30 protein-coding genes are annotated in these 23,970 nt (G+C 67.5%); 28 read left to right on the top strand and 2 right to left on the bottom strand.

What is annotated here, in order from left to right; genetic code table 11:
- Positions 1-9 precede the first annotated feature (9 nt).
- The 25 genes from I6I07_RS06170 to I6I07_RS06290 all read left to right on the top strand — a co-directional run bounded on the left by I6I07_RS06170 (position 10) and on the right by I6I07_RS06290 (position 18,851).
- A complete protein-coding gene (locus I6I07_RS06170) occupies positions 10-987 on the top strand; it encodes a Bug family tripartite tricarboxylate transporter substrate binding protein (protein ID WP_198486009.1) in 978 nt (325 codons plus the stop codon).
- Between the two features lie 19 nt (positions 988-1,006).
- Complete coding sequence (locus tag I6I07_RS06175; protein WP_198486010.1) at positions 1,007-2,074, top strand: NAD(P)H-dependent flavin oxidoreductase; 1,068 nt, start codon at positions 1,007-1,009, stop codon at positions 2,072-2,074.
- A gap of 281 nt (positions 2,075-2,355) precedes the next feature.
- Positions 2,356-3,192, top strand: a complete 837-nt coding sequence (locus tag I6I07_RS06180; RefSeq protein WP_035359857.1) for an ABC transporter ATP-binding protein — start codon at positions 2,356-2,358, stop codon at positions 3,190-3,192.
- Positions 3,189-3,977, top strand: coding sequence for a lipid asymmetry maintenance ABC transporter permease subunit MlaE (gene mlaE, locus I6I07_RS06185; RefSeq protein WP_006392341.1), 789 nt, complete (start codon positions 3,189-3,191; stop codon positions 3,975-3,977). The genes I6I07_RS06180 and mlaE overlap by 4 nt, the downstream gene beginning before the upstream one ends.
- A gap of 13 nt (positions 3,978-3,990) precedes the next feature.
- Positions 3,991-4,491: an outer membrane lipid asymmetry maintenance protein MlaD gene (gene mlaD / locus I6I07_RS06190; protein WP_006392340.1), complete on the top strand. Its 501-nt coding sequence runs from the start codon at positions 3,991-3,993 to the stop codon at positions 4,489-4,491.
- A gap of 91 nt (positions 4,492-4,582) precedes the next feature.
- Positions 4,583-5,386, top strand: coding sequence for a VacJ family lipoprotein (locus tag I6I07_RS06195; RefSeq protein ID WP_198486011.1), 804 nt, complete (start codon positions 4,583-4,585; stop codon positions 5,384-5,386).
- Positions 5,387-5,424: 38 nt separating this feature from the next.
- Positions 5,425-6,054 (top strand): MlaC/ttg2D family ABC transporter substrate-binding protein, encoded by a 630-nt coding sequence (locus tag I6I07_RS06200; RefSeq protein WP_198486012.1) that lies wholly within the window; start codon positions 5,425-5,427, stop codon positions 6,052-6,054.
- 176 nt (positions 6,055-6,230) lie between these two features.
- On the top strand, positions 6,231-7,028 hold the full coding sequence (locus tag I6I07_RS06205; protein WP_198486013.1) for an ABC transporter ATP-binding protein: 798 nt from the start codon (positions 6,231-6,233) through the stop codon (positions 7,026-7,028).
- The gene (locus I6I07_RS06210; protein WP_006392336.1) at positions 7,025-7,837 is read left to right on the top strand and encodes an ABC transporter permease; all 813 of its coding nucleotides are present in this window, start codon (positions 7,025-7,027) and stop codon (positions 7,835-7,837) included. Before I6I07_RS06205 ends, I6I07_RS06210 begins: the two co-directional genes overlap by 4 nt.
- Positions 7,838-7,842: 5 nt before the next feature.
- Positions 7,843-8,088 carry a BolA family protein gene (locus I6I07_RS06215; protein ID WP_006392335.1) on the top strand — a complete coding sequence of 82 codons (246 nt, stop codon included), beginning with the start codon at positions 7,843-7,845 and terminating at the stop codon, positions 8,086-8,088.
- A gap of 2 nt (positions 8,089-8,090) precedes the next feature.
- Positions 8,091-9,371: a UDP-N-acetylglucosamine 1-carboxyvinyltransferase gene (gene murA, locus I6I07_RS06220; protein WP_198486014.1), complete on the top strand. Its 1,281-nt coding sequence runs from the start codon at positions 8,091-8,093 to the stop codon at positions 9,369-9,371.
- Entirely contained in the window at positions 9,368-10,042 is a 675-nt protein-coding gene (hisG, locus tag I6I07_RS06225; RefSeq protein WP_006392333.1) for an ATP phosphoribosyltransferase, read from the top strand. The genes murA and hisG overlap by 4 nt, the downstream gene beginning before the upstream one ends.
- Before the next feature lie 47 nt (positions 10,043-10,089).
- Positions 10,090-11,394, top strand: a complete 1,305-nt coding sequence (gene hisD / locus I6I07_RS06230; RefSeq protein WP_198486015.1) for a histidinol dehydrogenase — start codon at positions 10,090-10,092, stop codon at positions 11,392-11,394.
- On the top strand, positions 11,391-12,482 hold the full coding sequence (gene hisC / locus I6I07_RS06235) for a histidinol-phosphate transaminase (RefSeq protein WP_198486016.1): 1,092 nt from the start codon (positions 11,391-11,393) through the stop codon (positions 12,480-12,482). The genes hisD and hisC overlap by 4 nt, the downstream gene beginning before the upstream one ends.
- A gap of 12 nt (positions 12,483-12,494) precedes the next feature.
- The gene (hisB, locus tag I6I07_RS06240; RefSeq protein WP_006388056.1) at positions 12,495-13,082 is read left to right on the top strand and encodes an imidazoleglycerol-phosphate dehydratase HisB; all 588 of its coding nucleotides are present in this window, start codon (positions 12,495-12,497) and stop codon (positions 13,080-13,082) included.
- A gap of 37 nt (positions 13,083-13,119) precedes the next feature.
- Complete coding sequence (gene hisH, locus I6I07_RS06245) at positions 13,120-13,818, top strand: imidazole glycerol phosphate synthase subunit HisH (protein WP_198486017.1); 699 nt, start codon at positions 13,120-13,122, stop codon at positions 13,816-13,818.
- 68 nt (positions 13,819-13,886) lie between these two features.
- Positions 13,887-14,627: a 1-(5-phosphoribosyl)-5-[(5-phosphoribosylamino)methylideneamino]imidazole-4-carboxamide isomerase gene (hisA, locus tag I6I07_RS06250; protein WP_198486018.1), complete on the top strand. Its 741-nt coding sequence runs from the start codon at positions 13,887-13,889 to the stop codon at positions 14,625-14,627.
- Positions 14,624-15,442 carry an imidazole glycerol phosphate synthase subunit HisF gene (gene hisF, locus I6I07_RS06255; protein ID WP_006392328.1) on the top strand — a complete coding sequence of 273 codons (819 nt, stop codon included), beginning with the start codon at positions 14,624-14,626 and terminating at the stop codon, positions 15,440-15,442. The genes hisA and hisF overlap by 4 nt, the downstream gene beginning before the upstream one ends.
- Positions 15,443-15,444: 2 nt before the next feature.
- Positions 15,445-15,849: a phosphoribosyl-AMP cyclohydrolase gene (gene hisI / locus I6I07_RS06260; RefSeq protein WP_198486019.1), complete on the top strand. Its 405-nt coding sequence runs from the start codon at positions 15,445-15,447 to the stop codon at positions 15,847-15,849.
- The gene (locus I6I07_RS06265; protein WP_006392326.1) at positions 15,846-16,196 is read left to right on the top strand and encodes a phosphoribosyl-ATP diphosphatase; all 351 of its coding nucleotides are present in this window, start codon (positions 15,846-15,848) and stop codon (positions 16,194-16,196) included. Before hisI ends, I6I07_RS06265 begins: the two co-directional genes overlap by 4 nt.
- A gap of 15 nt (positions 16,197-16,211) precedes the next feature.
- Positions 16,212-16,580 (top strand): histidine triad nucleotide-binding protein, encoded by a 369-nt coding sequence (locus I6I07_RS06270; protein ID WP_006392325.1) that lies wholly within the window; start codon positions 16,212-16,214, stop codon positions 16,578-16,580.
- Between the two features lie 14 nt (positions 16,581-16,594).
- Positions 16,595-16,822 carry a Sec-independent protein translocase subunit TatA gene (tatA, locus tag I6I07_RS06275; protein WP_006392324.1) on the top strand — a complete coding sequence of 76 codons (228 nt, stop codon included), beginning with the start codon at positions 16,595-16,597 and terminating at the stop codon, positions 16,820-16,822.
- Positions 16,823-16,891: 69 nt separating this feature from the next.
- Positions 16,892-17,536, top strand: a complete 645-nt coding sequence (gene tatB, locus I6I07_RS06280; protein ID WP_198486020.1) for a Sec-independent protein translocase protein TatB — start codon at positions 16,892-16,894, stop codon at positions 17,534-17,536.
- Positions 17,533-18,324 (top strand): twin-arginine translocase subunit TatC, encoded by a 792-nt coding sequence (gene tatC / locus I6I07_RS06285; RefSeq protein ID WP_198486021.1) that lies wholly within the window; start codon positions 17,533-17,535, stop codon positions 18,322-18,324. The genes tatB and tatC overlap by 4 nt, the downstream gene beginning before the upstream one ends.
- 119 nt (positions 18,325-18,443) lie before the next feature.
- Positions 18,444-18,851, top strand: a complete 408-nt coding sequence (locus tag I6I07_RS06290; protein WP_198486022.1) for a helix-turn-helix domain-containing protein — start codon at positions 18,444-18,446, stop codon at positions 18,849-18,851.
- A gap of 43 nt (positions 18,852-18,894) precedes the next feature.
- On the opposite strand, the gene I6I07_RS06295 is transcribed toward I6I07_RS06290, so the two are convergent.
- On the bottom strand, positions 18,895-20,055 hold the full coding sequence (locus tag I6I07_RS06295) for a trypsin-like peptidase domain-containing protein (protein WP_006392320.1): 1,161 nt from the start codon (positions 20,053-20,055) through the stop codon (positions 18,895-18,897).
- A 19-nt stretch (positions 20,056-20,074) separates the two neighbouring features.
- On the opposite strand from I6I07_RS06295, the gene I6I07_RS06300 reads away from it, so the two are divergent.
- A complete protein-coding gene (locus tag I6I07_RS06300) occupies positions 20,075-20,851 on the top strand; it encodes a Nif3-like dinuclear metal center hexameric protein (protein ID WP_198486023.1) in 777 nt (258 codons plus the stop codon).
- Positions 20,852-21,252: 401 nt separating this feature from the next.
- Here the strand turns inward: I6I07_RS06300 and mscL are convergent, their stop codons facing one another.
- The gene (gene mscL, locus I6I07_RS06305) at positions 21,253-21,711 is read right to left on the bottom strand and encodes a large conductance mechanosensitive channel protein MscL (protein ID WP_198486024.1); all 459 of its coding nucleotides are present in this window, start codon (positions 21,709-21,711) and stop codon (positions 21,253-21,255) included.
- A 140-nt stretch (positions 21,712-21,851) separates the two neighbouring features.
- Between mscL and petA the strand changes: the two genes are divergently transcribed.
- A complete protein-coding gene (gene petA / locus I6I07_RS06310; protein WP_006392317.1) occupies positions 21,852-22,493 on the top strand; it encodes a ubiquinol-cytochrome c reductase iron-sulfur subunit in 642 nt (213 codons plus the stop codon).
- 74 nt (positions 22,494-22,567) lie between these two features.
- On the top strand, positions 22,568-23,956 hold the full coding sequence (locus I6I07_RS06315; protein ID WP_198486025.1) for a cytochrome b: 1,389 nt from the start codon (positions 22,568-22,570) through the stop codon (positions 23,954-23,956).
- The last annotated feature ends 14 nt before the right edge of the window (positions 23,957-23,970 follow it).

Consider the following 23,970-nt stretch of genomic DNA (forward strand, 5'->3'; position numbering starts at 1 on the left):
TCACCCAGCATGAAATCGCTACGCCCCCTGGTCGCCGCCCTGGCCACCTTCGCCGCCCTTGGCGGCACCGCCCACGCCCAGGCCGCCGACTGGCCCGCCAAGCCCATCACCATGATCGTGCCCTACGCCCCGGGCGGCTTTGCCGATACCCGCGTGCGTCTGCTGGCGCGCAAGCTGGGCGAATCGCTGGGCCAGCCGATCGTGGTCGAGAACAAGGCGGGCGCGGGCGGCGTGGTCGGCACCAACCTGATCGCCAAGGCGGCGCCCGACGGCTACACCATCGGCACCGGCAACCTGGCGCCGATGGCGGTCAACCCGTCGCTGATGAAGGACATGCCGTACAACCCGCAAAAGGACCTGGCGCCGGTCATCCTGATCGAGAACAGTCCGCTGGTGCTGAGCGTGAACAACGAACTGCCGGTCAAGACCCTGGCCGACCTGATCGCCATGGCCAGGAAGCAGCCCGGCAAGCTGTCGTTCGGTTCGTCCGGCGTGGGCGGCGCGCACCACCTGTCCGGCGAGATGTTCCGCGAGCAGGCCAAGATCGACATCGTGCACGTGCCCTACAAGGGCGGCAGCCTGGCCGCGACCGACCTGATGGGCGGCCATATCTCGATGATGTTCGAGATGGGCTATTCGGCGCTGCCGGCCATCCAGGGCCAGAAGATCCACCCGATCGCGGTGACGTCGGCCCAGCGCCTGGCGGTGCTGCCGGACGTGCCGACCATGGCCGAATCCGGCCTGCCGGGCTTCGAGTCGTACAACTGGCAGGGCATCGTCGCCCCCGCCGGCACCCCGGCGCCCATCATCGCCAAGCTCAATGCCGAGTTCAACCGCATCCTGAAGGAGCCCGACGTGCAGAAGGCCATCGCCGACACCGGCAGCCAGGCCGGCGGCGGCACGCCCGAGGAATTCGGCGCGTTCATCAAGAGCGAAACGGCCAAGTGGGCGCAGGTCATCAAGGCTGGAAACATCCAGCTCCAGTAAGCCAACCAGGAGTATCCCCATGACATCCCGCCTTTCCGATCTGCTCAAGCTCGACCACCCCATCATCCAGGCGCCCATGGCGGGCGGCGCGACGACGGTGGAGCTGGTGTCGGAGGCCTCGAAGGCGGGTGTCCTGGGTTCGCTGGGCGCGGCCTACCTGACGCCCGAGCAGATCGAGACGACCGCCGCCGCGATCCGCGAGCGCACCGACCGGCCGTTCGGCATCAACCTGTTCGCGGCGGTGCCCGAACAGCCCTTCAAGGGCGACGCCAGCCGCATGCTGGCCCTGCTGGCGCGCTACCACGCCCAGCTGGGCCTGCCGGCGCCCGTCGCCCCCGCCCCGCAGGCCGATCCGCTGCCCGGCCAGATCGAGGCCGTGCTGCGCGTGAAGCCGGCGGTCCTGAGCTTCACCTTCGGCCGCCTGCCGGCGGACGTGCTGGCGCGCTGCCGCGAACTGGGCATCCTGACGGTCGGCACCGCCACCACCGTGCGCGAAGCCGTGGTGCTGGAGCAGGACGGGGTTGACGCCGTCGTGGCCCAGGGGGCCGAGGCGGGCGGGCACCGCGGCACCTTCCTGGACGATTTCGAGCATTCGCTGATCGGCACCATGGCCCTGGTGCCGCAGGTGGCCGACGCGGTGTCGATCCCGGTGATCGCCTCCGGCGGCATCATGGACGGCCGTGGCATCGCCGCCGCGCTGGCGCTGGGCGCGGACGTCGCACAAATGGGGACAGCATTCCTGACCACGGACGAAGCCGGCATCGGCGACGCCTACAAGGCGGTGCTGCCCGCCTCGCGCCCGGAACAGTCGCGGGTGACCCGGGCCTTCTCCGGACGCCCGGCGCGCGGGATCGTGAATTCCTTCATGCGCGACGCCGACCAACTTTCGGACGATATCCTGCCGTACCCGCTGCAGAACGCGCTGACCCGCCCCATGCGCACGGCCGGCGGCAAGGCCGGCAACATCGCCGTCCTGTCGCTGTGGGCCGGCCAGGGCGCGCCGCTCGCGCGGCGGGAAAGCACGGCCGCGCTGGTGGCCCGGCTGGCGCGCGAAACCGCCGCGGCGCGCGGCCGCGGCCAGGCCTGACGGACCCTGGCGCGGGCGGTTCGGGGGCTCTTTTGGCCCCCGGTGATTGTTCCCAATGGCGAAAACACTGTTCCATAGGGGGCCATATCGCACTGCGATGACAATTCGTCGGGCTACAATGGCCCCTCGCCGCCGGGTGCGACGGGTCTTTTCTCGTCCCCGGCATATGAGTAACAGGGCGCTTCCCGACGCAGCCCGTCTCGCTCGCGCCGGCCGGATGTCCCGCCCGCGCACCAGCGTGGCGGCAGGGCATTCGCCACCGAAACACCCTTTTGTTGCCCATGCCCGATCAAACCCGCAGCACCCCGGAATTCGCCCTGCGCCTGGAAGGTGTGGCGCTAGGCTACGGTGATTTCACCGTCTTGCGCGACATTTCCATGGAAGCGCGCTCGGGCCAGGTGGTCGCCATCATGGGCGGCTCGGGCTCCGGCAAGACCACCCTGCTGCGGGCCGCCACCGGCCAGCTCACCGCGCAACAAGGCACCGTGCTGGCATTCGGCCAGGACATCGCACGCGCCACGCCGGCCGAACTGCAGTCCCTGCGCAAGCGCATGGGCGTGCTGTTCCAGCAGGGCGCGCTGTTCACCGACCTGAACGTGTTCGAGAACGTCGCCTTCCCGCTGCGCGAACACACCACGCTGGCCGAGTCCGAAATCACCGCCCGCGTGCTCGACAAGCTCGACGCCGTCGGCCTGCGCGCCGCCGCCCACCTGAAGGTGGCCGAAGTCTCCGGCGGCATGGCTCGCCGGGTGGCGCTGGCCCGCGCGGTGGTGCTGGAACCCGAGCTGATCCTGTACGACGAACCCTTCGCCGGCCTCGATCCGATCTCGCTGGGCATCACCGCCCGCCTGATCCGCAGCCTGGCCGACCGCCTGGGTTGCGCCTCGGTGCTGATCACCCACGACGTGCACGAATCGTTCGCGATCGCCGACCAGGTCTACCTGGTGGGGCAAGGCCAGCTCAAGGCCGCCGGCAGTCCCGAGAGCCTGTCGGCCTCGCAGGACCCCTACGTGCAGCAATTCCTCAAAGGCGAACCCGACGGCCCGGTCGCGTTCCAGTACCCCGAAACGCCGGCCTTCCAGAAATGGCTGTCGCAACAACAAGGGCGCAAGGCATGAGCGGATCCAACAACGCCGTGAGCGCGCTGGGCGGCTGGGTGCGCACCCGCATCGCCGGCATCGGCTACTTCACCCGTTTCTTCGGCGCCATGCTGGCGCGCAGCGGCATCGCGCTGTCGCGGCCGCGGCTGGTGTCGCAGCAAATCCATTTCATCGGCAACTTTTCGCTGCTGATCATCGCTGTGTCCGGCATGTTCGTCGGCTTCGTGCTGGGCCTGCAGGGCTATTACACGCTGAACCGCTACGGCGCCGAGGAATCGCTCGGCCTGCTGGTGGCGCTGTCGCTGGTGCGCGAACTGGGGCCGGTGGTGACCGCGCTGCTGTTCGCCGGCCGCGCCGGCACCTCGCTGACCGCCGAGATCGGCCTGATGAAGGCCGGCGAGCAACTGTCGGCCATGGAAGTGATGGCGGTCGACCCGATGCGCCGCGTGCTGGTGCCGCGCCTGTGGGGCGGCATCATCGCCATGCCGATCCTGGCCGCCGTGTTCTCCATGGTGGGCATCCTGGGCGGCTGGGTGGTCGGCGTGCTGATGATCGGCGTCGACGCCGGCGCCTTCTGGTCGCAGATGCAGGGCGGCGTCGATGTCTGGAACGACGTCCTGAACGGCGTCATCAAAAGCCTGGTCTTCGGCGTCACGGTGACGCTGGTGGCGCTCTACGAAGGCTGGCAGGCCAAGCCCACCCCCGAAGGCGTCGCCCGCGCCACCACCCGCACGGTGGTGGTGGGTTCGCTGGCGGTGCTGGGGCTGGACTTCCTGCTGACCGCCTTGATGTTTGGAAACTGATTACGGATCGATCATGTCTCGCGAAAAAACCGATTTCTGGGTAGGCCTGTTCGTCTTGCTGGGCGCGGCCGCGCTGGCGTTCCTGGCGTTGCGCGCCGGCAACTTGAGCACCTTTTCTTTTGCCCCCACCTATACGCTGACGGCCAATTTCGATAACGTAGGCGGCCTCAAAGTGCGCGCGCCCGTGAAAAGCGCCGGGGTCGTGGTCGGCCGGATCTCCAAGATCTCCTTCGACGACAAGACCTTCCAGGCGGTCGTCGCGATGAACCTGGAAACCGCCTACCAGTTCCCCAAGGACTCTTCCGCGGCCATCCTCACCTCGGGCCTGCTCGGCGAGCAATACCTGGGCCTGACGCCGGGCAGCGAAGACGACAACCTGGCCGAGGGTGGCAAAATCCGCTATACCCAAAGCGCCGTGGTGCTGGAACAGCTGATCAGCAAGTTCCTGTACGGCTCGGCCGAGAAGGAAGGCACGAACGCGGCTGGCGCGCCCGACGCGAAAGCCCCGAATTGAAGAGGACCCGTCACGCCCGGCAACAACCCGAAGCTTGACGCGCCGCACGCTGCAATAAAAATAGAAATCTGCTGATAGGGATGCCCTGATCATGAACACGAAAGTTCTTTCCCGCATTGCCACCGTCGCCGCCGCCGGCGCACTGATGGCGGGCTGCGCCGCGCCGCAGCATCCGGATCCGCGCGATCCCTGGGAAGGCTTCAACCGCGGCGTGTACAAGTTCAACGACACCGTCGACCGCGCGGTCTTCAAGCCGGTGGCGCAGGCCTACACCTACGTCACGCCGGAGCCGGTGCGCAGCTGCGTCCACAACATCTTCAGCAACGTCGGCGATCTCTGGTCCGGCACCAACAGCTTCCTGCAAGGCCGCGGCCACGACTTCGTCAACACGCTCGGCCGCTTCCTGTTCAACACCACCATGGGCGTGGGCGGCTGCTTCGACGTCGCCTCGGCCAACGGCGCGCGCAAGATCCCGAACGACTTCGGCACCACGCTGGGCGTCTGGGGCTTCAGCCAGGGTCCGTACCTGGTGCTGCCGTTCTTCGGTTCGGCCAGCGTGCGCGACGGCGTCGGCCTGGTCGGCGACTGGCAGGGCCGCATGCACGGCTACATGGGCGTGAGCGCCATCGACAATGTGCCGCTGCGCAATTCGCTGTGGGGCCTGGAAGTGGTCGACACGCGCGCCAGCCTGCTCAACGCCACCGACACCATCGACCGCGTGGCGCTCGATCCGTACAGCTTCGTGCGCGATGCCTACCTGCAACGCCGCGCCGCCATGGTCAACGGCCAGCGCGTGGATGACGAATCCAGCCTGCCCAACTACGAAGACGACGAGGACGACGCCGCCAAGGCCAAGGGCGCGCCCGCTCCGGTCGCCAACCCCGCAACCAAGTAAGCTGTCGGATTGCGTTTTCAGTAGAGCAAGGAGTTTCCATGTCGTTTTCTTTTTTCCCCCTGCTCCAGCGCCTGGCGTTCGCCGGCCTGCTGGGACTGGCGGCATCCGCCGCCGTGCAGGCGCAACCCAACGCCAACGGCGCGCCCAACGACTTCGTGCTGGCCGCCGCCAATGAGGCGCTGGACGTCCTGAAGGCCGACGGCGCCGTCAAGGCCGGCAACACGGCCCGCATCAACCAGGTCGTGAACGAACACATCCTGCCCTACGTCAACTTCCAGAAGACGACGCGGCTGGCCGCCGGCCGCTACTGGCGCCAGGCCACCGAACAGCAACGGACCGCCCTGGCCGATGCCTTCCGCGGCACCCTGGTGCGCACCTACAGCGGCGCGCTGACGCGCGTCACGTCCGGCACCACGATCACGGCCCTGCCGTTCCGCGGCGACCCCAAGGCCGACGACGTGGTCGTGCGCACGCTCATCAGCCAGCCCAACGGCCAGCCGGTCGGCGTCGACTACCGCCTGGAAAAGACGCCCCAGGGCTGGAAGATCTACGACATGAACGTCGAAGGCATCTGGCTGATCGAGAACTACCGCAACCAGTTCGCCCAGCAGATCAACCAGAACGGCATCGACGGCCTGATCCAGGCGCTGAACCAGCGCAACCAGTAACGATCCCGTCCGGCTTGTCCCGGCCCGGCGCGCCCCTGCGGTCCGCCGGGCCTGTCATTTTTGGGGACAGACCAGCGCGCTGCGCCCCCACGGCCGTCGGGGCTATCGGCGCCTCGCGTAGCGGGGCGCTTATATAATGATCAATTCGCTCTTTGCCGGGCCCCCTCGCCGCCGTCATGTCCGCCGTCAGTCTTGAGAACGTCTCCAAAATCTACTCGCCGCGCCGCAGCGGCTGGGGCAAGCTCACCGGGCGCGCGCCCGGCGCCGGCTTCCAGGCGCTCGACAACGTCAGCCTGAACATCGAGCACGGCGAGTTCTTCGGCCTGCTGGGCCCCAACGGCGCCGGCAAGACCACCCTCATTTCCATCCTGGCCGGGCTGGCGCACGCCAGCGCCGGCCGCGCCACCGTCTGTGGGTACGACGTCGTGGCCGACTACAAGTCGGCGCGGCGGGCCCTGGGCGTCGTGCCGCAGGAACTGGTCTACGACCCGTTCTTCACGGTGCGCGAGACGCTGCGCATCCAGTCCGGCTATTTCGGCCTGCGCAAGAACGACGACTGGATCGACGAGATCCTCTTCAACCTCGGGCTGGCCGACAAGGCCAACTCGAACATGCGCGCGCTGTCCGGCGGCATGAAGCGCCGCGTGCTGGTGGCGCAGGCGCTGGTGCACCGCCCGCCCGTGATCGTGCTGGACGAGCCCACCGCGGGCGTCGACGTCGACCTGCGCCGCACCCTGTGGGAATTCATCTCGCGCCTGAACAAGGCCGGCCACACCATCATGCTGACCACCCACTACCTGGAAGAAGCGGAAGCCCTGTGCGGCCGCATCGCCATGCTCAAGGGCGGCCGCATCGTGGCGCTGGACACCACCCAGGCGCTGCTGGCCCGCGTCGGCGGCGTCGACCTCGAGGACGCCTTCGTGCGCATCATGCACCAGGACGACGCCCCGCAACCCGAAGAGATTTCGCAATGACGCAGCCCGCCGCCAATGCCAGCCAGCCGCTGGTGCAGCCCCGCCTGGACGCGGGCTCCGGCTTCCCGACCCTGCTGCGCAAGGAATTGCTGCGCTTCTGGAAGGTCAGCTTCCAGACCATCGCCGCGCCCGTCATCACCGCGCTGCTGTACCTGCTGGTGTTCGCCCACGTGCTGGAAGGGCGCGTCATGGTCTACGGCAGCGTGCCGTACACGGCGTTCCTGATTCCCGGGCTCATGATGATGAGCATGCTGCAGAACGCCTTCGCCAACCCGTCGTCGTCGCTGATCCAGAGCCGCATCACCGGCAACCTGGTGTTCATGCTGCTGCCGCCGCTGTCGCACCGCGACATCTTCGCCGCCTACGTGCTGGCGGCCGTGGTGCGCGGCCTGGCCGTGGGCCTGTGCGTGTGGGTGGTGGCGCTGTTCTTCGTCTCGCTGGTGCCGGCCAACCCGCTGTGGCTGCTGGTGTTCGCGGTGCTGGCCTGCGGCATCATGGGCGTGCTGGGCCTGATCGCCGGCCTGTGGTCCGAGAAATTCGACCAGCTGGCGGCGTTCCAGAATTTCCTCATCATGCCGGCCACCTTCCTGTCCGGCGTGTTCTATTCCATCCATACGCTCCCGGCCTTCTGGCAGGGCGTGTCCCACTGGAACCCCATCTTCTACACCATCGACGGTTTCCGCTACGGATTCTTCTCGGTGTCGGACGTCTCCCCCTGGCGCAGCCTGGCGGTGGTGACGGGGGTGTTCCTCGCGCTTTCGATCTATGCGCTGCGGCTCCTGGCCAGCGGCTACAAACTCAGGAACTGACGTCCATGCTTCCCACTCCCGCGCAAGTCCGCCAATACATCGCGGACGGCCTGCCCTGTGAACACCTCGACGTACAGGGCGACGGCTCGCATTTCGACGCGGTCATCGTCAGCACCGCCTTCGAAGGCAAGCGCCTGATCCAGCGCCATCAATTGGTCTACGCGGCGCTGGGCGACCGCATGAAGGCCGAGATCCACGCCTTGTCGATGCGCACGCTGACCCCTGCCGAATACACCCAGGCGGGCAAGTAACCATGGACAAACTCCGCATTACCGGCGGCGCGCGGCTGCACGGCGAAGTCACCATCTCCGGCGCCAAGAACTCGGCGCTGCCGATCCTGTGCGCCGGCCTGCTGACGGCCGACGCGCTGACCATCTCCAACGTGCCGCACCTGAACGACACCGCCACCATGCTGCGCCTGCTGGGCCGCATGGGCGTGCGCGCCGAGCGCGGCAGCGACGGCATCGTGACGCTGCAGGCCGACCGCGTCGACAGCCTCGAAGCGCCGTACGACCTGGTCAAGACCATGCGCGCCTCGATCCTGGTGCTGGGCCCGCTGGTGGCGCGCTTCGGCGAGGCCCGCGTCAGCCTGCCCGGGGGCTGCACCATCGGCCAGCGGCCGGTGGACCAGCACATCAAGGGCCTGGCCGCGCTGGGCGCCGACATCAGTATCGAGCACGGCTTCGTGGTGGCGCGCGCCAAGCGCCTGAAGGGCGCCTCGATCCGCACCGACATGGTCACCGTCACCGGCACCGAGAACCTGCTGATGGCCGCGGTGCTGGCCGAAGGCCAGACCGTGCTGGAAAACGCCGCCCGCGAACCCGAGGTGGTCGATCTGGCCGAGCTGCTCATCAATATGGGCGCCCGCATCCAGGGCCACGGCACCGACCGCATCGTGATCGACGGCGTCGAACGCCTGCACGGCGCCGAGCACCGCGTGATCTCCGACCGCATCGAGGCCGGCACCTTCCTGTGCGCCGTGGGCGCGGCCGGCGGCGACATCGTGCTGCGCAACACCGACGCCGGCATTCTCGGCGCCACGCTCGACAAGCTGACCGAGGCCGGCCTGACCATCGAGACCGGCCCCGACTGGATCCGAGGCGCCATGTCCACGCGCCCCAAGGCCGTGGGCTTTCGCACCCATGAGTACCCCGGCTTCGCCACCGACATGCAGGCCCAGGTGATGACGCTGAACACGGTGGCCGAAGGCACCTCGGTGATCGTCGAGAACATCTTCGAGAACCGCTACATGCACGTGCAGGAACTGCGCCGCATGGGCGCGGACATCGACATCGACGGCCATACCGCCATCGTGCGCGGCATCGCCCGCCTGTCCGGCGCGACGGTCATGGCCACCGACCTGCGGGCCTCGGCCAGCCTGGTCATCGCCGGCCTGGCCGCCGATGGCGACACGCTGGTCGACCGCATCTACCACCTGGACCGCGGCTACGACCGGATGGAAGTCAAGCTGCGCGCCCTGGGCGCCAATATTCAACGCGTTGCTGAACGCACTAGCGGCAAGGAATCGGCATGAGCAATGCCCCTCTCGCGCCCCTGACCCTGGCTCTGTCCAAGGGGCGGATCTTCGAAGAAACCATGCCTTTGCTGGCGGAAGCCGGCATCGAGGTGCCCGAGAACCCCGAAAGCTCGCGCAAGCTGATCCTGCCGACCAGCGATCCCGGCCTGCGCCTGATCATCGTGCGCGCCTCGGACGTGCCGACGTACGTGCAGTACGGCGCGGCCGACCTCGGCATCGCCGGCAAGGACGTGCTGATCGAGCATGCTGCCGAACAACCCGGCGGCCTGTACCAGCCGATCGACCTGAACATCGCCAAGTGCCGCCTGGCCGTGGCCGTGCGCAACGGCTTCGACTACGAAGCCGCGGTGCACCAAGGCGCGCGCCTGCGCGTGGCCACCAAGTACGTGCAGTCAGCCCGTGAACACTTCGCCTCCAAGGGTGTGTACGTCGACATCATCAAGCTGTATGGTTCGATGGAACTGGCGCCGCTGGTGGGCCTGGCCGACTGCATCGTGGACCTGGTGTCCACCGGCGGCACGCTGCGCGCCAACGACCTGGTCGCGGTCGAGGACATCATGCCGATCTCCTCGCGCCTGATCGTCAACCAGGCCGCGCTGAAGACCCGCGGCGAACGCCTGCAACCGCTGCTGGACGCCTTCGAGCGCGCCGCATCCCGCAACGCCTGACCCAGGCCGCCGCCCCCAATGCGGCGACCGCCACCCGCCTGAACGCCATGGCCCTGATCAATCGTCTCGACTCCCGCGATCCCGGATTCGCATCCGCCCTGTCCAAGCTGCTGGCCTTCGAGGCCACCGAGGACGAGTCCATCGACCGCGCCGCCGCCGGCATCCTGGCCGACGTGCGCGCCCGCGGCGACGCCGCGCTGGTGGAATACACCCAGCGCTTCGACCGCATGCCGCACGCGGCCGCGGACACGCTCGAAATCCCCAAGGCCGACTGGCATGCGGCCCTGGCCGCGCTGCCCGCGGCCCAGCGCGACGCGCTGCAGGCCGCCGCCGAGCGCGTGCGCCGCTACCACGAACGCCAGCGCGCCGAGACCTGGACCTACACCGAGGCCGACGGCACCGTGCTGGGCCAGCAGGTCACGCCGCTGGACCGCGTCGGCCTGTACGTGCCGGGAGGCAAGGCCGCGTATCCGTCGTCGGTGCTGATGAACGCCATCCCGGCCAAGGTCGCCGGCGTGCAGGAACTGGTCATGGTCACGCCCACGCCGGACGGCGTGCGCAACCCGATCGTGCTGGCCGCCGCCGCCATCAGCGGCGTCGACCGCGTGTTCGCTATCGGCGGCGCGCAGGCCGTCGGCGCACTGGCCTACGGCACCGCCACCGTGCCGGCCGTGGACAAGATCGTCGGCCCCGGCAACGCCTACGTGGCCGCCGCCAAGCGCCGCGTGTTCGGCGTGGTCGGCATCGACATGATCGCCGGCCCCAGCGAAATCCTGGTGATCTGCGACGGCAAGACGCCGGCCGACTGGATCGCCATGGACCTGTTCTCGCAGGCCGAGCACGACGAACTGGCCCAATCCATCCTGCTGTGCCCGGACGCCGCCTTCATCGCCGAGGTCGAGGCCGCCATCGCCCGCCTCCTGCCGACCATGCCGCGCGCCGACATCCTGCGCACCAGCCTGGCCAACCGCGGCGCGCTGATCCAGGTGCGCGACCTGGACGAAGCCTGCCGCATCGCCAACGACATCGCCCCGGAACACCTGGAGATCTCCACCGAGCAACCGGAAATCTGGACCGCCAGGATCCGCCACGCCGGCGCCATCTTCATGGGCCGCTTCAGCTCGGAAGCCCTGGGCGACTACTGTGCCGGCCCCAACCACGTGCTGCCCACCTCGCGCACGGCCCGTTTCTCGTCGCCGCTGGGCGTCTACGACTTCCAGAAGCGCTCCAGCCTGATCCAGGTTTCGCACCAGGGCGCCCAGACGCTCGGCCGCATCGCCGCCGAACTGGCGCTGGGTGAAGGCCTGCAGGCCCACGCCGCCAGCGCCCAGTACCGGATCGACCAGCCATGAGCGGGGTCGCCGGCCGCATCGCCGGCACCATCCGGCCCGACATCCGTGAACTGAGCGCGTATCCGGTGGCCCACGCCGAAGGCTGCATCAAGCTGGACGCGATGGAGTCGCCCTACGAACTGCCCGAGGCGGTGCGCGACGACCTGGCGCGCGTGCTGCGCGATACGCCGCTGAACCGCTACCCCGCCGCCGACCTGTCCGAATTGCGGCAGGCCGTGAAATCGGCCTTCGGCGTGCCCGCGGCCGCCGGCGTGCTGTTCGGCAACGGTTCGGACGAGCTGATCCACATCGTGGTGCAGGCCTGCTGCAACCCGGGCGAGGTGGTGCTGGCGCCGTGGCCGTCGTTCGTCTATTTCGACATGGCGGCGCGCTTCGACCACGCCCGCTTCGTCGGCGTGCCGCTCACCGATGATCTGTCCCTGGATCTCCCGGCCATGCTGGCCGCGATCCGCGAACACCAGCCCAAGGTGGTGTTCCTGGCCGTGCCCAACAATCCCACCGGCGGCGCCTGGTCGGACGAGGACATGGCCGCCATCATCGCCGCCGCGCCCGGCCTGGTGGTGGTGGACGAGGCCTACCAGCCCTTTACCGACCGCAGCTGGATGCCGCGCCTGCTGGACGCGCCCAACGTGGTGGTGATGCGCACGGTGTCCAAGATCGGCCTGGCGGGCCTGCGTTTCGGCTACCTGGCCGGCCACCCCGACTGGATCGCCGAACTGGACAAGGTGCGCCCGCCCTACAACCTGGACGTGCTGACCCAGGCCGCGCTGCTGACGGTGCTGCGCCACAAGCCGGTGCTGGACCAGCAGGCCGCGCGCCTGCGCGCCGACCGCGAGCCGCTGGCCGCGGCCCTGGCGGCTCTGCCCGGCGTCAGGGTATTCCCTTCCGCCGCCAACTTCGTACTCGCCCGCTTTTCCGGCAAGCTGGACGGCAACGCCGTGCATCTTGCCCTGAAACAGCGCAAAATATTGGTTCGTAACTTCTCCAACGCCCACCCGCTCCTGGCCGGCTGCCTCCGCATCTCGGTGGGCGCGCCAGCCGAGAACGCCGCTTTGCTATCGGCACTGCAAGACATCCTGAGTGCCTAATCGAGTCCTGACATGCGTACCGCAGAGATCACCCGCAACACCAACGAAACCCGCATCCGCGTGGCCATCAACCTGGATGGCACCGGCAAGCAGACGATCGACACGGGCGTGCCCTTCCTGGACCACATGCTGGACCAGATCGCGCGCCACGGCCTGATCGACCTCGACATCAAGGCCGAGGGCGACCTGCACATCGATGCGCATCACACGGTGGAAGACGTGGGCATCACGCTGGGCATGGCCATCGCCAAGGCAGTCGGCACCAAGGCCGGCCTGCGCCGCTACGGCCACGCCTACGTGCCGCTGGACGAAGCGCTGTCGCGCGTGGTGGTCGACTTCTCGGGCCGTCCCGGCCTGGAATACCACATCCCCTTCACGCGCTCGCACATCGGCGCCTTCGACGTCGACCTGACGCGCGAATTCTTCCAGGGCCTGGTCAACCACGCGCTGATCACCCTGCACATCGACAACCTGCGCGGCACCAACGCCCACCACCAATGCGAAACGGTCTTCAAGGCCTGTGGCCGCGCGCTGCGCATGGCCATCGAAGTCGACCCCCGCATGGGCGACGTCGTCCCCTCGACCAAGGGCGTGCTGTAACGTCCGCGACCTCCCGCCACGCATCAGGTAAACCGAAGTGACCACTATCGCCATCGTCGACTACGGAATGGGCAACTTCCACTCCGTCGCGCGCGCGCTCAAGTACGCCGCCCCCGACGCGGACATCCGCATCTGCAACCAGCCCCATGAAATCGACGCGGCCGACCGCGTGGTGTTTCCCGGGCAGGGCGCCATGGCGGACTGCATGCGCACCCTGAATGAATCCGGCCTGCGCGAAGCGGTCGTCAAGGCCGCCCGCGGCAAGCCGCTGCTGGGCGTCTGCGTGGGCGAACAGATGCTGTTCGACTCCAGCGAAGAGGGCGCCACCCCCTGCCTGGGCCTGTTCCCCGGCGTGGTGCGGCGCTTTGCCGGCCCGCGCTTCGCCGACCTCGCCGCCGGCGACGACGCAGCCTGCCTGGCCGACACCGGCGCCGCCGGCCCGGTCGACGCCCGCCCCGAACTGCTGAAAGTCCCGCACATGGGATGGAACAAAGTCCGCCAGACGCGCTCTCACCCTATCTGGGACGGCATTCCGGACGACACGCATTTCTATTTCGTCCATAGTTATTACGCCGACCCGGCCGATACGAGCCTGACCGTTGGTGAAACCGATTATGGCGTCGCCTTTACCTGCGCGGTGGCGGCAGCTAACATTTTCGCGGTGCAGTTCCACCCCGAGAAGAGCGCCGAGCACGGTTTGCGCCTGTATCGCAATTTTGTAGACTGGCAGCCGTAAGCCATCAGCACACCGCTCTGGCCCATGCGCTCCAGCCCGTTCAACCCCATATTTTCCCGCTGCCAACCATGCTGCTGATCCCCGCCATCGATCTCAAAGACGGACGCTGCGTGCGTCTGCGCCAGGGCGACCTGGACGATGCAACGGTGTTCTCCGAAGACCCCGCCTCCATGGCTTCCAAATGGCTCGAGCAGGGCGCGCGCCGCCTGCACCTGGTCGACCTGAACGGCGCCGTCGCCGGCAAGCCCAAGAACGAAGCGCCCATCAAGGCCATCCTGGACGCCGTCGGCGACGACATCCCCGTCCAGATCGGCGGCGGCATCCGCGACCTCGACACCATCGAGCGCTACCTCGACGCCGGCATTTCCTACGTGATCATCGGCACCGCCGCGGTCAAGAACCCGGGCTTCCTGCAGGACGCCTGCGGCGCCTTCCCCGGCCAGATCATCGTCGGCCTCGATGCCCGCGATGGCAAGATCGCCACCGACGGCTGGAGCAAGCTGACCCGCCACGGCGTGCTCGACCTGGCCAAGAAGTTCGAGGACTACGGCTGCGAAGCCATCATCTACACCGACATCGGCCGCGACGGCATGCTGTCGGGCGTGAACGTCGAGGCCACCGTGCGCCTGGCGCAGCACGTGCGCATCCCGGTGTACGCCTCGGGCGGCATCGCCGGCATCCAGGACATCGAAGCGCTGTGCGCCGTCGAGGAAGAGGGCGTCGAAGGCGCCATCCTGGGCCGCAGCATCTACGAAGGCACGCTCGACTTCCAGGCGGCGCAAGCGCGCGCCGACGAATTGGCCAAATGAACACCGCCAGCAGGTCCCCCGAGGCCGGCGCGCCCGCCCAGAGCGCGCTGACCCGCCGCATCATCCCCTGCCTTGACGTCACCGCCGGCCGGGTCGTCAAGGGCGTCAACTTCGTCAACCTCGCCGACGCCGGCGATCCCGTCGAAATCGCCCGCCGCTACAACGAGCAGGGCGCCGACGAGCTCACCTTCCTGGACATCACCGCCACCAGCGATGGCCGCGACCTGATCCTGCCCATCATCGAGCAGGTCGCCTCGCAGGTCTTCATCCCCCTGACGGTGGGTGGCGGCGTGCGCCAGGTGTCGGACATCCAGCGCCTGCTCAATGCCGGCGCCGACAAGATCAGCATCAACAGCGCCGCCGTGGCCAATCCGGAACTGGTGCGCGCGGCCTCCGACTACCACGGCTCGCAATGCGTGGTGGTGGCGATCGACGCGCGCCGGGTCTCGGCCGCGGGCGAACCGTCGCGCTGGGAAGTGTTCACCCATGGCGGCCGCAAGGCCACCGGGCTGGACGCCGTGGCCTGGGCCCGCCGCATGGCCGCCTACGGCGCCGGCGAGATCCTGCTGACCAGCATGGACCGCGACGGCACCAAGTCGGGCTTCGACCTGGAACTGACCCGCGCCGTCTCGGACGCGGTGCCGGTGCCCGTCATCGCCTCGGGCGGCGTCGGCTCGCTGCAGCACCTGGCCGACGGCGTCACCACGGGCCGCGCCAGCGCGGTGCTGGCGGCCAGCATTTTCCACTTCGGCCAGCACACGGTCGGCGAGTGCAAGCGTTTCATGGCCGAGCAGGGCATTGCAGTGAGGATGTGAAGATGAGCAACGAACCCAGCTGGATGGCCGACGTCGTCTTCGACGAAAGCGGCCTGATCCCCGCCATCGCGCAGGACGCCGACAACGGCCAGATCATGATGGTGGCCTGGATGAACCGCGAATCGCTGGCCGAGACCGCCGCCACCGGCCGCGCGGTGTACTGGTCGCGCTCGCGCCAGCGCCTGTGGCGCAAGGGCGAGGAATCCGGCCACGTGCAGCAGGTGCATGAACTGCGCCTGGATTGCGACGGTGACGTGGTGCTGCTCAAGGTGCACCAGGAAGGCGGCATCGCCTGCCACACCGGCCGCGCCAGCTGTTTCTACCGCCGCCTGGAAGGCCAGACCGACCAGGCCACCTGGGTCACGGTGGACCCGGTGCTGAAAGACCCCGAGCTGATCTACAAATGACCGATTCGCCCCTGACCGCCCACGACGTCCTGGCCCGCATCGCCGACACCCTGGAAACCCGCCGCCCCGAAAACGGCGGCGATCCCAAGGCCTCGTACGCGGCCAAGCTGCTGTCCAAGGGCCCCGACGCCTTCCTCAAGAAAATCGGCGAGGAAGCCACCGAACTGGTCATGGCCGCCAAGGATGGCGTGCCCGAACGCATCGTCAGCGAAACCGCCGACCTGTGGTTTCATTGCCTGGTCGCGCTGACGCACTTCAATCTGCGGCCCGACGACGTGCTGGCCGAACTGGCCCGCCGCGAAGGGCTGTCGGGCCTGGCCGAGAAGGCCAGCCGTCCCCAGGACTGACACGGAACCGGAAAAATGAGCGCCAACTGTATCTTCTGCAAGATCGCCGCCGGCGAAATCCCGTCCAAGAAGGTCTACGAGGACGAGGAGTTTGTTGCATTCCACGATATCAACCCGGCCGCGCCGGTGCATTTATTGCTGATACCTCGACGTCATGTCATATCCATGCAGGATATTACGGCCGAGGACGCAGGTTGGTTGGGTAGAATGATGGCATTGGCGCCGCGGCTTGCCGCTGAAAACGGTTGTAGCCCGGGCCCTGATGGCGGGTTTCGCATCATGATCAATTCTGGCGTCGAAGGCGGCCAGGAAGTCCCGCATCTGCATTTCCACATCATCGGCGGTCAGCGACCCTGGAAAGGGCGCATGGCCCCCACTGCGTAATACGGAGAACCATCATGGGTAGCTTTAGCATTTGGCATTGGCTGGTCGTTCTGGTCATTGTGGCGCTGATTTTCGGCACCAAGAAACTGCGTAACATCGGTTCCGACCTGGGCGGCGCCGTCAAGGGCTTCAAGGAAGGCATGAAGGACGCCAACGGCGAGAAGCCGGCCGAGCCCATTGCCCAGCAGCGCGTCGCCGGCGACACCATCGACGTGCAGGCCAAGGAAAAGTCCAACACCTGAGCGCCTGCTCCCCCGGGCCCGGCCTGAACCGGCCGGCCCTAATTGCCTCAATTCCCGAGCGGCCGTCGAATGTTTGATGTCAGCCTCACTGAACTGATGGTGATCGGCGTCGTCGCGCTGATCGTCATCGGCCCCGAACGCCTGCCCAAGGTCGCCCGCACGGTCGGCCACCTGCTGGGCCGCGCGCAGCGTTACGTCAATGACGTGAAATCCGATATCCAGCGCGAGATCGAGCTGGACGAACTGCGCAAATTCAAGAGCGAAATGGAGACGGCGGCGCAGGATGTGCACCAGTCCCTGAACGACACCCACAACGCCTTGCAGGAGCCGGTGCAGCAATTCCGCGCCGAACTCGACGAAGTCGCCCGTGAAGCCAGCGGCAAGCCCGCGCTGACGGCCGGCGCCGAAACCACCGCCCCCGCCGACCCGCACGCCGCGCCCGCCAATACGGCCGCGACCGGCGCCGCGCCGGCCCCGGCGGCCAACCCGCTGATGACGCCGCACGCCGCCCAGCCGGCCGAGCCGCCGCGCATCATCGCGCCGCCCAACCCGAACCTGAGCCTGGACCTGGATCCGCCCGCCGCCGCGCCGGCAGTCCAGCCCGCTCCCGCCCCGCAACCCGCGCCGACCCCGGCGCCCGCGGCCGACGCGCCCGCCGCCAGCGACCACCCGCCGGCCGCCAAGCCCGCCACGCCCCCCGGAACCGCAACGTGACCCAGGACGCCTCCCAAGAAGACGGCCAGCAGGAAAGCTTCATCTCCCACCTGGTCGAACTGCGCACCCGCCTGCTGCGCGCCGTCAGCGCGGTGGTGGTGGTGTTCATCATCCTGTTCATCTACCCCGGCGCCTCCGCCATCTATGACGTGCTGGCCCAGCCCATGCTGGCCTCGCTGCCGCAGGGCACGCGCATGATCGCCACCGGCGTCATCACGCCCTTCATGGTGCCGGTCAAGGTCACCATGATGGCCGCCTTCATCGTGGCGCTGCCGGTGGTGCTGTACCAGGCCTGGGCGTTCGTCGCCCCCGGCCTCTACAAGCACGAGAAACGGCTGGCGCTGCCGCTCATCATCTCCAGCACGCTGCTGTTCATCGCCGGCATGGCGTTCTGCTATTTCGTGGTGTTCCGCACGGTCTTCCACTTCATCGCCACCTTCGCGCCGCAGTCGATCACGCCGGCGCCGGACATCGAGGCCTACCTGAGCTTCGTCATGACCATGTTCATGGCGTTCGGCATCACCTTCGAAGTGCCGGTGGCCGTGGTGCTGCTGGTGCGCATGGGCGTGGTGGAGCTGTCCAAGCTCAAGAGCGCGCGCGGCTACGTGGTGGTCGGCGCCTTCATCATCGCCGCGGTGGTGACGCCGCCGGACGTGGTCAGCCAGTTCATGCTGGCGGTGCCGCTGTGCCTGCTGTACGAACTGGGACTGATCTGCGCGCGCATGGTCACGCCCAAGGCCGGGGCCGAGGAGGCCGCCAATGACGGCTCGCTGACTGAACGCAACTGAGCGAACGCAACCGGGCGCATCGCGTTCGAGCGAAGCGGGGGCCGGTGGCCCCCGTTTTTTTTCGCACAAACGGACGGTTTCCGCTTGTCCCGCGCGGGCTGCAAACTTACATTGCGGCCATGTCGCTCGCCCTACGCCTGCGCGCCCTGATGCGGTGGCGCGGCATCAAAAGCCAGAACCAGCTCGCCCGCATCTCCGGCGTGCCGCAGTCCTGCATCCACCGCATCCTCACCCGCGATGAGCGCTACGCGCCCACCCGCGCCACGCTGCTGCGGCTGGCGCAGGCGCTGGACACGCAGGTGCCCTGGCTGGCCGACGGCATGGTCGTGCAGGCCGCCGCGCCGGCCCCGCATGAAGCCCAGCAATCCGACGCCTACTGCATCGAAATCTGCGCGCTGCTGCGCGATCAGCCCGAGGCCACCCGCAAGCGCGTGCTGCAGGTGGTGCGCCTGGTGCTCGACGCCCCGTGCCGCCCCCGTCGCCCCGGTCGCCCGCAAACGCCAAGCCTGCCCAAGGCCGGACCGTAGCGCCACGCCCACGCCACCGCGGCTCGCGGCCAGCGCCGAATTCTTAGCGCGGCAGCCCCGGGCGCGTGCCCACCATCAACGTCAGCTCGGCCACCTTGCCGCCGCGCAACACGCCCAGCGTCGCGCGCTGTCCCGGCGTCAGTTGCGCGATCTCGGCCAGCAGCCCCGACGTGTCCATCATCGGTTTGCCGTTCACCGTCTGCACGATGTCGCCCACGCGCAGGCCGCCCTTGGCGGCCGGGCCGTCGCGCAGCACGCCGGCGATGATCACGCCGCGCGCATCGCGCTCCAGCTGGAACGCGCGCGCCAGCTCAGGCGTCAGGTCCTGCGGCTCCACGCCCAGCCAGCCGCGCTTGACGCCGCCGGTCTTGACGATCTCGTCCATCACCTTGCGGGCGATGTCGATCGGCGTGGCGAAGCCAATGCCCATCGAGCCGCCGGACTCGGAATAGATCGCGGTATTGATGCCCACCAGATTGCCCTGCGCATCCACCAGCGCGCCGCCCGAATTGCCCGGATTGATGGCGGCATCGGTCTGGATGAAGTTCTCGTAGGTATTCAGGCCCAGCCCGTTGCGGCCCAGCGCCGACACGATCCCCTGCGTGGTGGTCTGCCCCACGCCGAACGGATTGCCGATCGCCAGCACCACGTCGCCCACCCGCAGGCCGCGGTCCGGCGCCAGCGTGGCCGCCGGCAGGTTGCGCAGGCTGGCCAGCTTGAGCACCGCCAGGTCGGTGTCCGGATCCGCGCCCACCACCTTGGCCGTGTCCTTGCGCCCGTCCGCCAGCGCCACCTCGATTGCGTCGGCCGCCTGCACCACGTGATAATTCGTCAGCACGTAGCCGTCATGGTTCACCACCACGCCCGAGCCCAGGCTGGTGCTGGCCTGGCGCCGGCTCACGCCCGGCACCTGGCCGAACAGCTGACGCAGGATCGGATCGTCCGGCAGCGGCACCAGCGGCACGTCGACGTGCTTGGTGGTGTAGACATTGACCACCGACGGCGCCGCGCGCGCCACGCCATCGGCGTAGGACACGGCTCCCGCCACCGGCCGCGCGGCCGCGGCAACCGGCGGCAGCGTCGCGGCGGGCGCGGCGTCCGGCCCGACCAGCCGCAGCAGATCCGGCCGCAAGGTGGTGACGACGAATAGAATACCCAGGCAGACCGTGACGGCCTGAGCGAAGATCAGCCAATATCGGCGCATGTTTCTGATAGGACTAGCAATGAGTAAAGTGGACTCCCACGTCCTGGCCGCCTGGCTGGACGACACCCTGCAAGCCGCCCGTTTCAAAGACTACTGCCCCAACGGGCTGCAGGTGGAAGGTCGATCCGAAGTCGGACACATTATCACCGGTGTCACCGCCAGCGAAGCCCTGTTGCGCATCGCCGTCGAACGCGGCGCCGACGCGGTGCTGGTCCATCACGGCTGGATGTGGCGCAACGAGGACCGCCGCGTCATCGGCACGCGCCGCACCCGCATGGCGCTGGCCCTGAAGAACGACCTCAACCTCTACGCCTACCACCTGCCCCTGGACGCCCATCCCACCCTGGGCAACAACGCCCAGCTGGCCCGCGTCCTGGGCCTGCAACCCGAACGCCGCGACGACGGCGCCCCGCGCACCTGTGGCCCCGACAACCTGGTCTGGCTAGGCGCCGCCCCCGACCTCGCCACCCTCGGCCAGCTCGCCGCCCGCATCCAGCAACGCCTGGGCCGCCAGCCCCTGGTCGTCGGCAACCCCGACCAGCCCCTGGCCCGCATCGCCTGGTGCACCGGCGGCGCCCAAGGCATGCTCGCCGACGCCATCGACGCCGGCGCCACCGCCTACATCACCGGCGAAGCCTCCGAATCCACCTTCCACCTCGCCCAGGAAACCGGCGTCGCCTTCCTCGGCGCCGGCCACCACGCCACCGAACGCTACGGCATCCAGGCCCTGGGCCATGCCGTGGCGGAACGCTTCGGCATCAAGGTCGAATTCGTGGACCTCGACAACCCGGTGTAACAGCAACGAAGGGCATGCCCGCAACGCTGATCCCAGCGCGCCCCCGCAGCACGTATGCCAAAACCGGCTGCCCGCGCAGCCGGTTTTGGCGGGCAACACAACCCTCTCCCATGCCGCCTGGGTCCAGCAGCGCTTGGAACCTCGAAACCGGTAGCCCGGTGCGGGTGGTCGCGGGCGGGGCGCGCCGTCAGATGCGCCCGGCGGAAACCGAAGGCAGCCGCCAAAGGCGGCAACGAGGTTGAGCACGGGGCAGTCCGGAGCGAACGCTCCGGACCGCAATCGCAGGCGCGCCCCGCCCGCGACCACCCGCGCCGGGCGGCCTACGAAGCCCACAACCTCCGCAAGCAAACAACCGCTGAACCAATAAAAAAGCGCCCCACAGGGCGCTCTTCCATTTCAGCTCAAGGCTGCCTCTTCAACAAATCCCGAATCTCGCGCAACAACGCCACATCCTCAGGCGTCGCAGCCGGAGCCGCCGGCGCCGGCGCTTCCTCGGCCTTCGTGCGCGCCTTGTAGATCGCCTTCACCATCCAGAAGATCACAAACGCCAGCAACACGAAGTTGATGATGATCGTGACGAAATTCCCCCAGGCGAAAACATTGGCCCCCGCCTTCGTCAGATCCGCATACGTCATCGGCCCGTTGTAACCAGCAGGCATCGACAGCACCAGGAACTTGTTCGAGAAATCAACGGACCCGCCAAGCACGAAGTTCACCAGAGGCATGACGATATCCTTGACCAGCGAATCGACGATCCTGCCGAACGCCGCCCCGATGATCACACCAACCGCCAAATCGACCGCATTGCCTTTGACAGCGAAATCCCGGAATTCTTTGACGAAACCAGTTGCTTTGCTCATAAAAGCACTCCCTTCGTGATACGCCCACCAGTAGGCTGGCGCTATAATACGCGGTTGCTATGTTGTTACATATTCCCGCGAAGCCGATGCCGCAGAAGTGATGCTACTCGTAGAGCGGGCGCATCAACAAGGATAGGAAGATGAGTCAGGATACGCTGGTGCATGATGATGACGGTGCGGTTGATCCAAATCTGCCGCCCGATCCTTCGCGACGTTTCTGGGTAACCACCGCCTGTGCTGTGGGTGGCGTAGCAGGTGTCGCAACGGCAATACCGCTTGTGAGCACGTTTTCTCCTTCTGAAAAAGCCCGCGCCGCCGGCGCCCCCGTCGAAGTCGACGTGGGCGACATTCCCGTCGGCACCATGAAAACCGTGGAATGGCGTGGCAAACCGGTCTGGATCATCCACCGGTCTCCTGAACAGATCGCCGGCCTCAAGACCCAGGACGCGCTCCTGGCGGATCCCGACTCCAAACGGCCCGGCTTCACTCCCAAATACGCAGAAAACGAGGGCCGCTCGCGCAAGCCCGAACTGTTCGTCTGCGTCGGCATCTGTACCCACTTGGGCTGCTCGCCCACCTCGCACTTCGAAACTGGCGGCGGTGGCGGCATGGGCGCTTCCTGGCAAGGCGGATTCCTCTGTCCGTGCCACGGCTCTACGTTCGACCTGGCAGGCCGGGTCTACAAGAACAAGCCCGCTCCCGATAATCTCGAAGTTCCGCCGTACCAGTATCTCACCGACTCCCGCATCATCGTGGGCGTTGATGAAGACAACAAGGCCTGACGCACGCGTCGCGCTTTTTTCCCGAATTACGTAAGTAAAACAAATACGCCACGTATTAGAGAAGGAGCCGTTACATGGCTGGCGAGAAAACCGTCGAGACGACAGGCCTGTTGGGCTGGCTGGATCGGCGCTTCCCGGTGACCTCCACCTGGAAAGCGCATCTGTCCGAATACTACGCACCGAAAAACTTCAATTTCTGGTATTTCTTCGGCTCGCTGGCACTCCTGGTGCTGGTGCTGCAGATCGTGACCGGCATTTTCCTGGTCATGCATTACAAGCCGGACGCCGAGCGCGCGTTCCAATCCGTCGAATACATCATGCGCGAAGTCCCGTGGGGCTGGCTGGTGCGCTACATGCACTCGACCGGCGCCTCGATGTTCTTCGTCGTGGTCTACCTGCACATGCTGCGCGGCCTGCTCTATGGCTCGTACCGCAAGCCGCGTGAGCTGGTCTGGATCTTCGGCGTCGCGATCTTCCTCTGTCTGATGGCCGAAGCATTCTTCGGCTACCTCCTGCCGTGGGGCCAGATGTCCTACTGGGGCGCACAGGTGATCGTGAACCTGTTCGCGGCCATCCCGTTCATCGGCCCCGAGCTGTCGATCTGGATCCGCGGCGACTACGTCGTGTCCGACGCCACGCTGAACCGCTTCTTCGCCTTCCACGTCATCGCCATTCCGCTGGTGCTGGTGGGATTGGTGGCAGCGCACCTGGTGGCGCTGCACGAAGTCGGCTCGAACAACCCGGACGGCATCGAGATCAAGCAGGGCCCGAAGGACAAGTACGGTCGGCCGAAGGACGGCATTCCGTTCCATCCGTTCTACACGGTGCACGACCTGGTCGGCGTCGCGGGCTTCCTGCTGGTGTTCGCCTTCATCGTGTTCTTCGCGCCGGAAATGGGCGGGTACTTCCTGGAGTTCAACAACTTCATCCCGGCCGACTCGCTCAAGACGCCGCCGCACATCGCCCCGGTCTGGTACTTCACGCCGTTCTACTCGATGCTGCGCGCCACCACCGACGAGTTCACGTGGGTGCTGGCCGGCGCCTCGGTGCTGGGCGCCATCGCGTTGCTCGTCAAGAGCAACCTGAAGGGCTTCATGCGCATCGCCGTCCCCGGCATCCTGATCGTCGTGGCCGTGCTGCTGCGCGCGATCGACGCCAAGTTCTGGGGCGTGGTCGCCATGGGCGGCACCGTGGTCATCCTGTTCTTCCTGCCGTGGCTGGACCATTCCCCGGTCAAGTCGATCCGCTACCGCCCCACCTGGCACAAGTGGATCTACGGCATCTTCATGGTCAACTTCCTGGTGCTCGGCTACATCGGTACGCAGCCGCCCAGTCCGCCGTTGAACATCACGTCGCAGATCGGCACGCTGCTGTACCTGGCATTTTTCTTCCTGATGCCGGTCTGGAGCCGCCTGGGCACTTTCAAGAAAGTGCCTGACCGCGTGACGTTCCACGCCCACTGAGCCCACGAGAATAA

Source organism: Achromobacter deleyi (assembly GCF_016127315.1).
Lineage (GTDB): Bacteria > Pseudomonadota > Gammaproteobacteria > Burkholderiales > Burkholderiaceae_B > Achromobacter > Achromobacter insuavis_A.

Bases quoted from the DNA above. Each gene is read 5' to 3' on its own strand.
- I6I07_RS06295 (WP_006392320.1), bottom strand. From the start codon at position 20,055: ATGCGCCGATATTGGCTGATCTTCGCTCAGGCCGTCACGGTCTGCCTG.
- hisG (WP_006392333.1), top strand. From the start codon at position 9,368: ATGAGCAATGCCCCTCTCGCGCCCCTGACCCTGGCTCTGTCCAAGGGG.
- mscL (WP_198486024.1), bottom strand. From the start codon at position 21,711: ATGAGCAAAGCAACTGGTTTCGTCAAAGAATTCCGGGATTTCGCTGTC.
- I6I07_RS06195 (WP_198486011.1), top strand. From the start codon at position 4,583: ATGAACACGAAAGTTCTTTCCCGCATTGCCACCGTCGCCGCCGCCGGC.
- mlaE (WP_006392341.1), top strand. From the start codon at position 3,189: ATGAGCGGATCCAACAACGCCGTGAGCGCGCTGGGCGGCTGGGTGCGC.
- I6I07_RS06205 (WP_198486013.1), top strand. From the start codon at position 6,231: ATGTCCGCCGTCAGTCTTGAGAACGTCTCCAAAATCTACTCGCCGCGC.
- murA (WP_198486014.1), top strand. From the start codon at position 8,091: ATGGACAAACTCCGCATTACCGGCGGCGCGCGGCTGCACGGCGAAGTC.
- hisD (WP_198486015.1), top strand. From the start codon at position 10,090: ATGGCCCTGATCAATCGTCTCGACTCCCGCGATCCCGGATTCGCATCC.
- petA (WP_006392317.1), top strand. From the start codon at position 21,852: ATGAGTCAGGATACGCTGGTGCATGATGATGACGGTGCGGTTGATCCA.
- hisB (WP_006388056.1), top strand. From the start codon at position 12,495: ATGCGTACCGCAGAGATCACCCGCAACACCAACGAAACCCGCATCCGC.
- mlaD (WP_006392340.1), top strand. From the start codon at position 3,991: ATGTCTCGCGAAAAAACCGATTTCTGGGTAGGCCTGTTCGTCTTGCTG.
- I6I07_RS06270 (WP_006392325.1), top strand. From the start codon at position 16,212: ATGAGCGCCAACTGTATCTTCTGCAAGATCGCCGCCGGCGAAATCCCG.
- tatB (WP_198486020.1), top strand. From the start codon at position 16,892: ATGTTTGATGTCAGCCTCACTGAACTGATGGTGATCGGCGTCGTCGCG.
- I6I07_RS06170 (WP_198486009.1), top strand. From the start codon at position 10: ATGAAATCGCTACGCCCCCTGGTCGCCGCCCTGGCCACCTTCGCCGCC.
- I6I07_RS06300 (WP_198486023.1), top strand. From the start codon at position 20,075: ATGAGTAAAGTGGACTCCCACGTCCTGGCCGCCTGGCTGGACGACACC.
- I6I07_RS06290 (WP_198486022.1), top strand. From the start codon at position 18,444: ATGTCGCTCGCCCTACGCCTGCGCGCCCTGATGCGGTGGCGCGGCATC.
- hisF (WP_006392328.1), top strand. From the start codon at position 14,624: ATGAACACCGCCAGCAGGTCCCCCGAGGCCGGCGCGCCCGCCCAGAGC.
- I6I07_RS06265 (WP_006392326.1), top strand. From the start codon at position 15,846: ATGACCGATTCGCCCCTGACCGCCCACGACGTCCTGGCCCGCATCGCC.
- tatA (WP_006392324.1), top strand. From the start codon at position 16,595: ATGGGTAGCTTTAGCATTTGGCATTGGCTGGTCGTTCTGGTCATTGTG.
- I6I07_RS06315 (WP_198486025.1), top strand. From the start codon at position 22,568: ATGGCTGGCGAGAAAACCGTCGAGACGACAGGCCTGTTGGGCTGGCTG.
- hisI (WP_198486019.1), top strand. From the start codon at position 15,445: ATGAGCAACGAACCCAGCTGGATGGCCGACGTCGTCTTCGACGAAAGC.
- hisA (WP_198486018.1), top strand. From the start codon at position 13,887: ATGCTGCTGATCCCCGCCATCGATCTCAAAGACGGACGCTGCGTGCGT.
- I6I07_RS06180 (WP_035359857.1), top strand. From the start codon at position 2,356: ATGCCCGATCAAACCCGCAGCACCCCGGAATTCGCCCTGCGCCTGGAA.
- I6I07_RS06215 (WP_006392335.1), top strand. From the start codon at position 7,843: ATGCTTCCCACTCCCGCGCAAGTCCGCCAATACATCGCGGACGGCCTG.
- I6I07_RS06175 (WP_198486010.1), top strand. From the start codon at position 1,007: ATGACATCCCGCCTTTCCGATCTGCTCAAGCTCGACCACCCCATCATC.
- I6I07_RS06210 (WP_006392336.1), top strand. From the start codon at position 7,025: ATGACGCAGCCCGCCGCCAATGCCAGCCAGCCGCTGGTGCAGCCCCGC.
- I6I07_RS06200 (WP_198486012.1), top strand. From the start codon at position 5,425: ATGTCGTTTTCTTTTTTCCCCCTGCTCCAGCGCCTGGCGTTCGCCGGC.
- hisC (WP_198486016.1), top strand. From the start codon at position 11,391: ATGAGCGGGGTCGCCGGCCGCATCGCCGGCACCATCCGGCCCGACATC.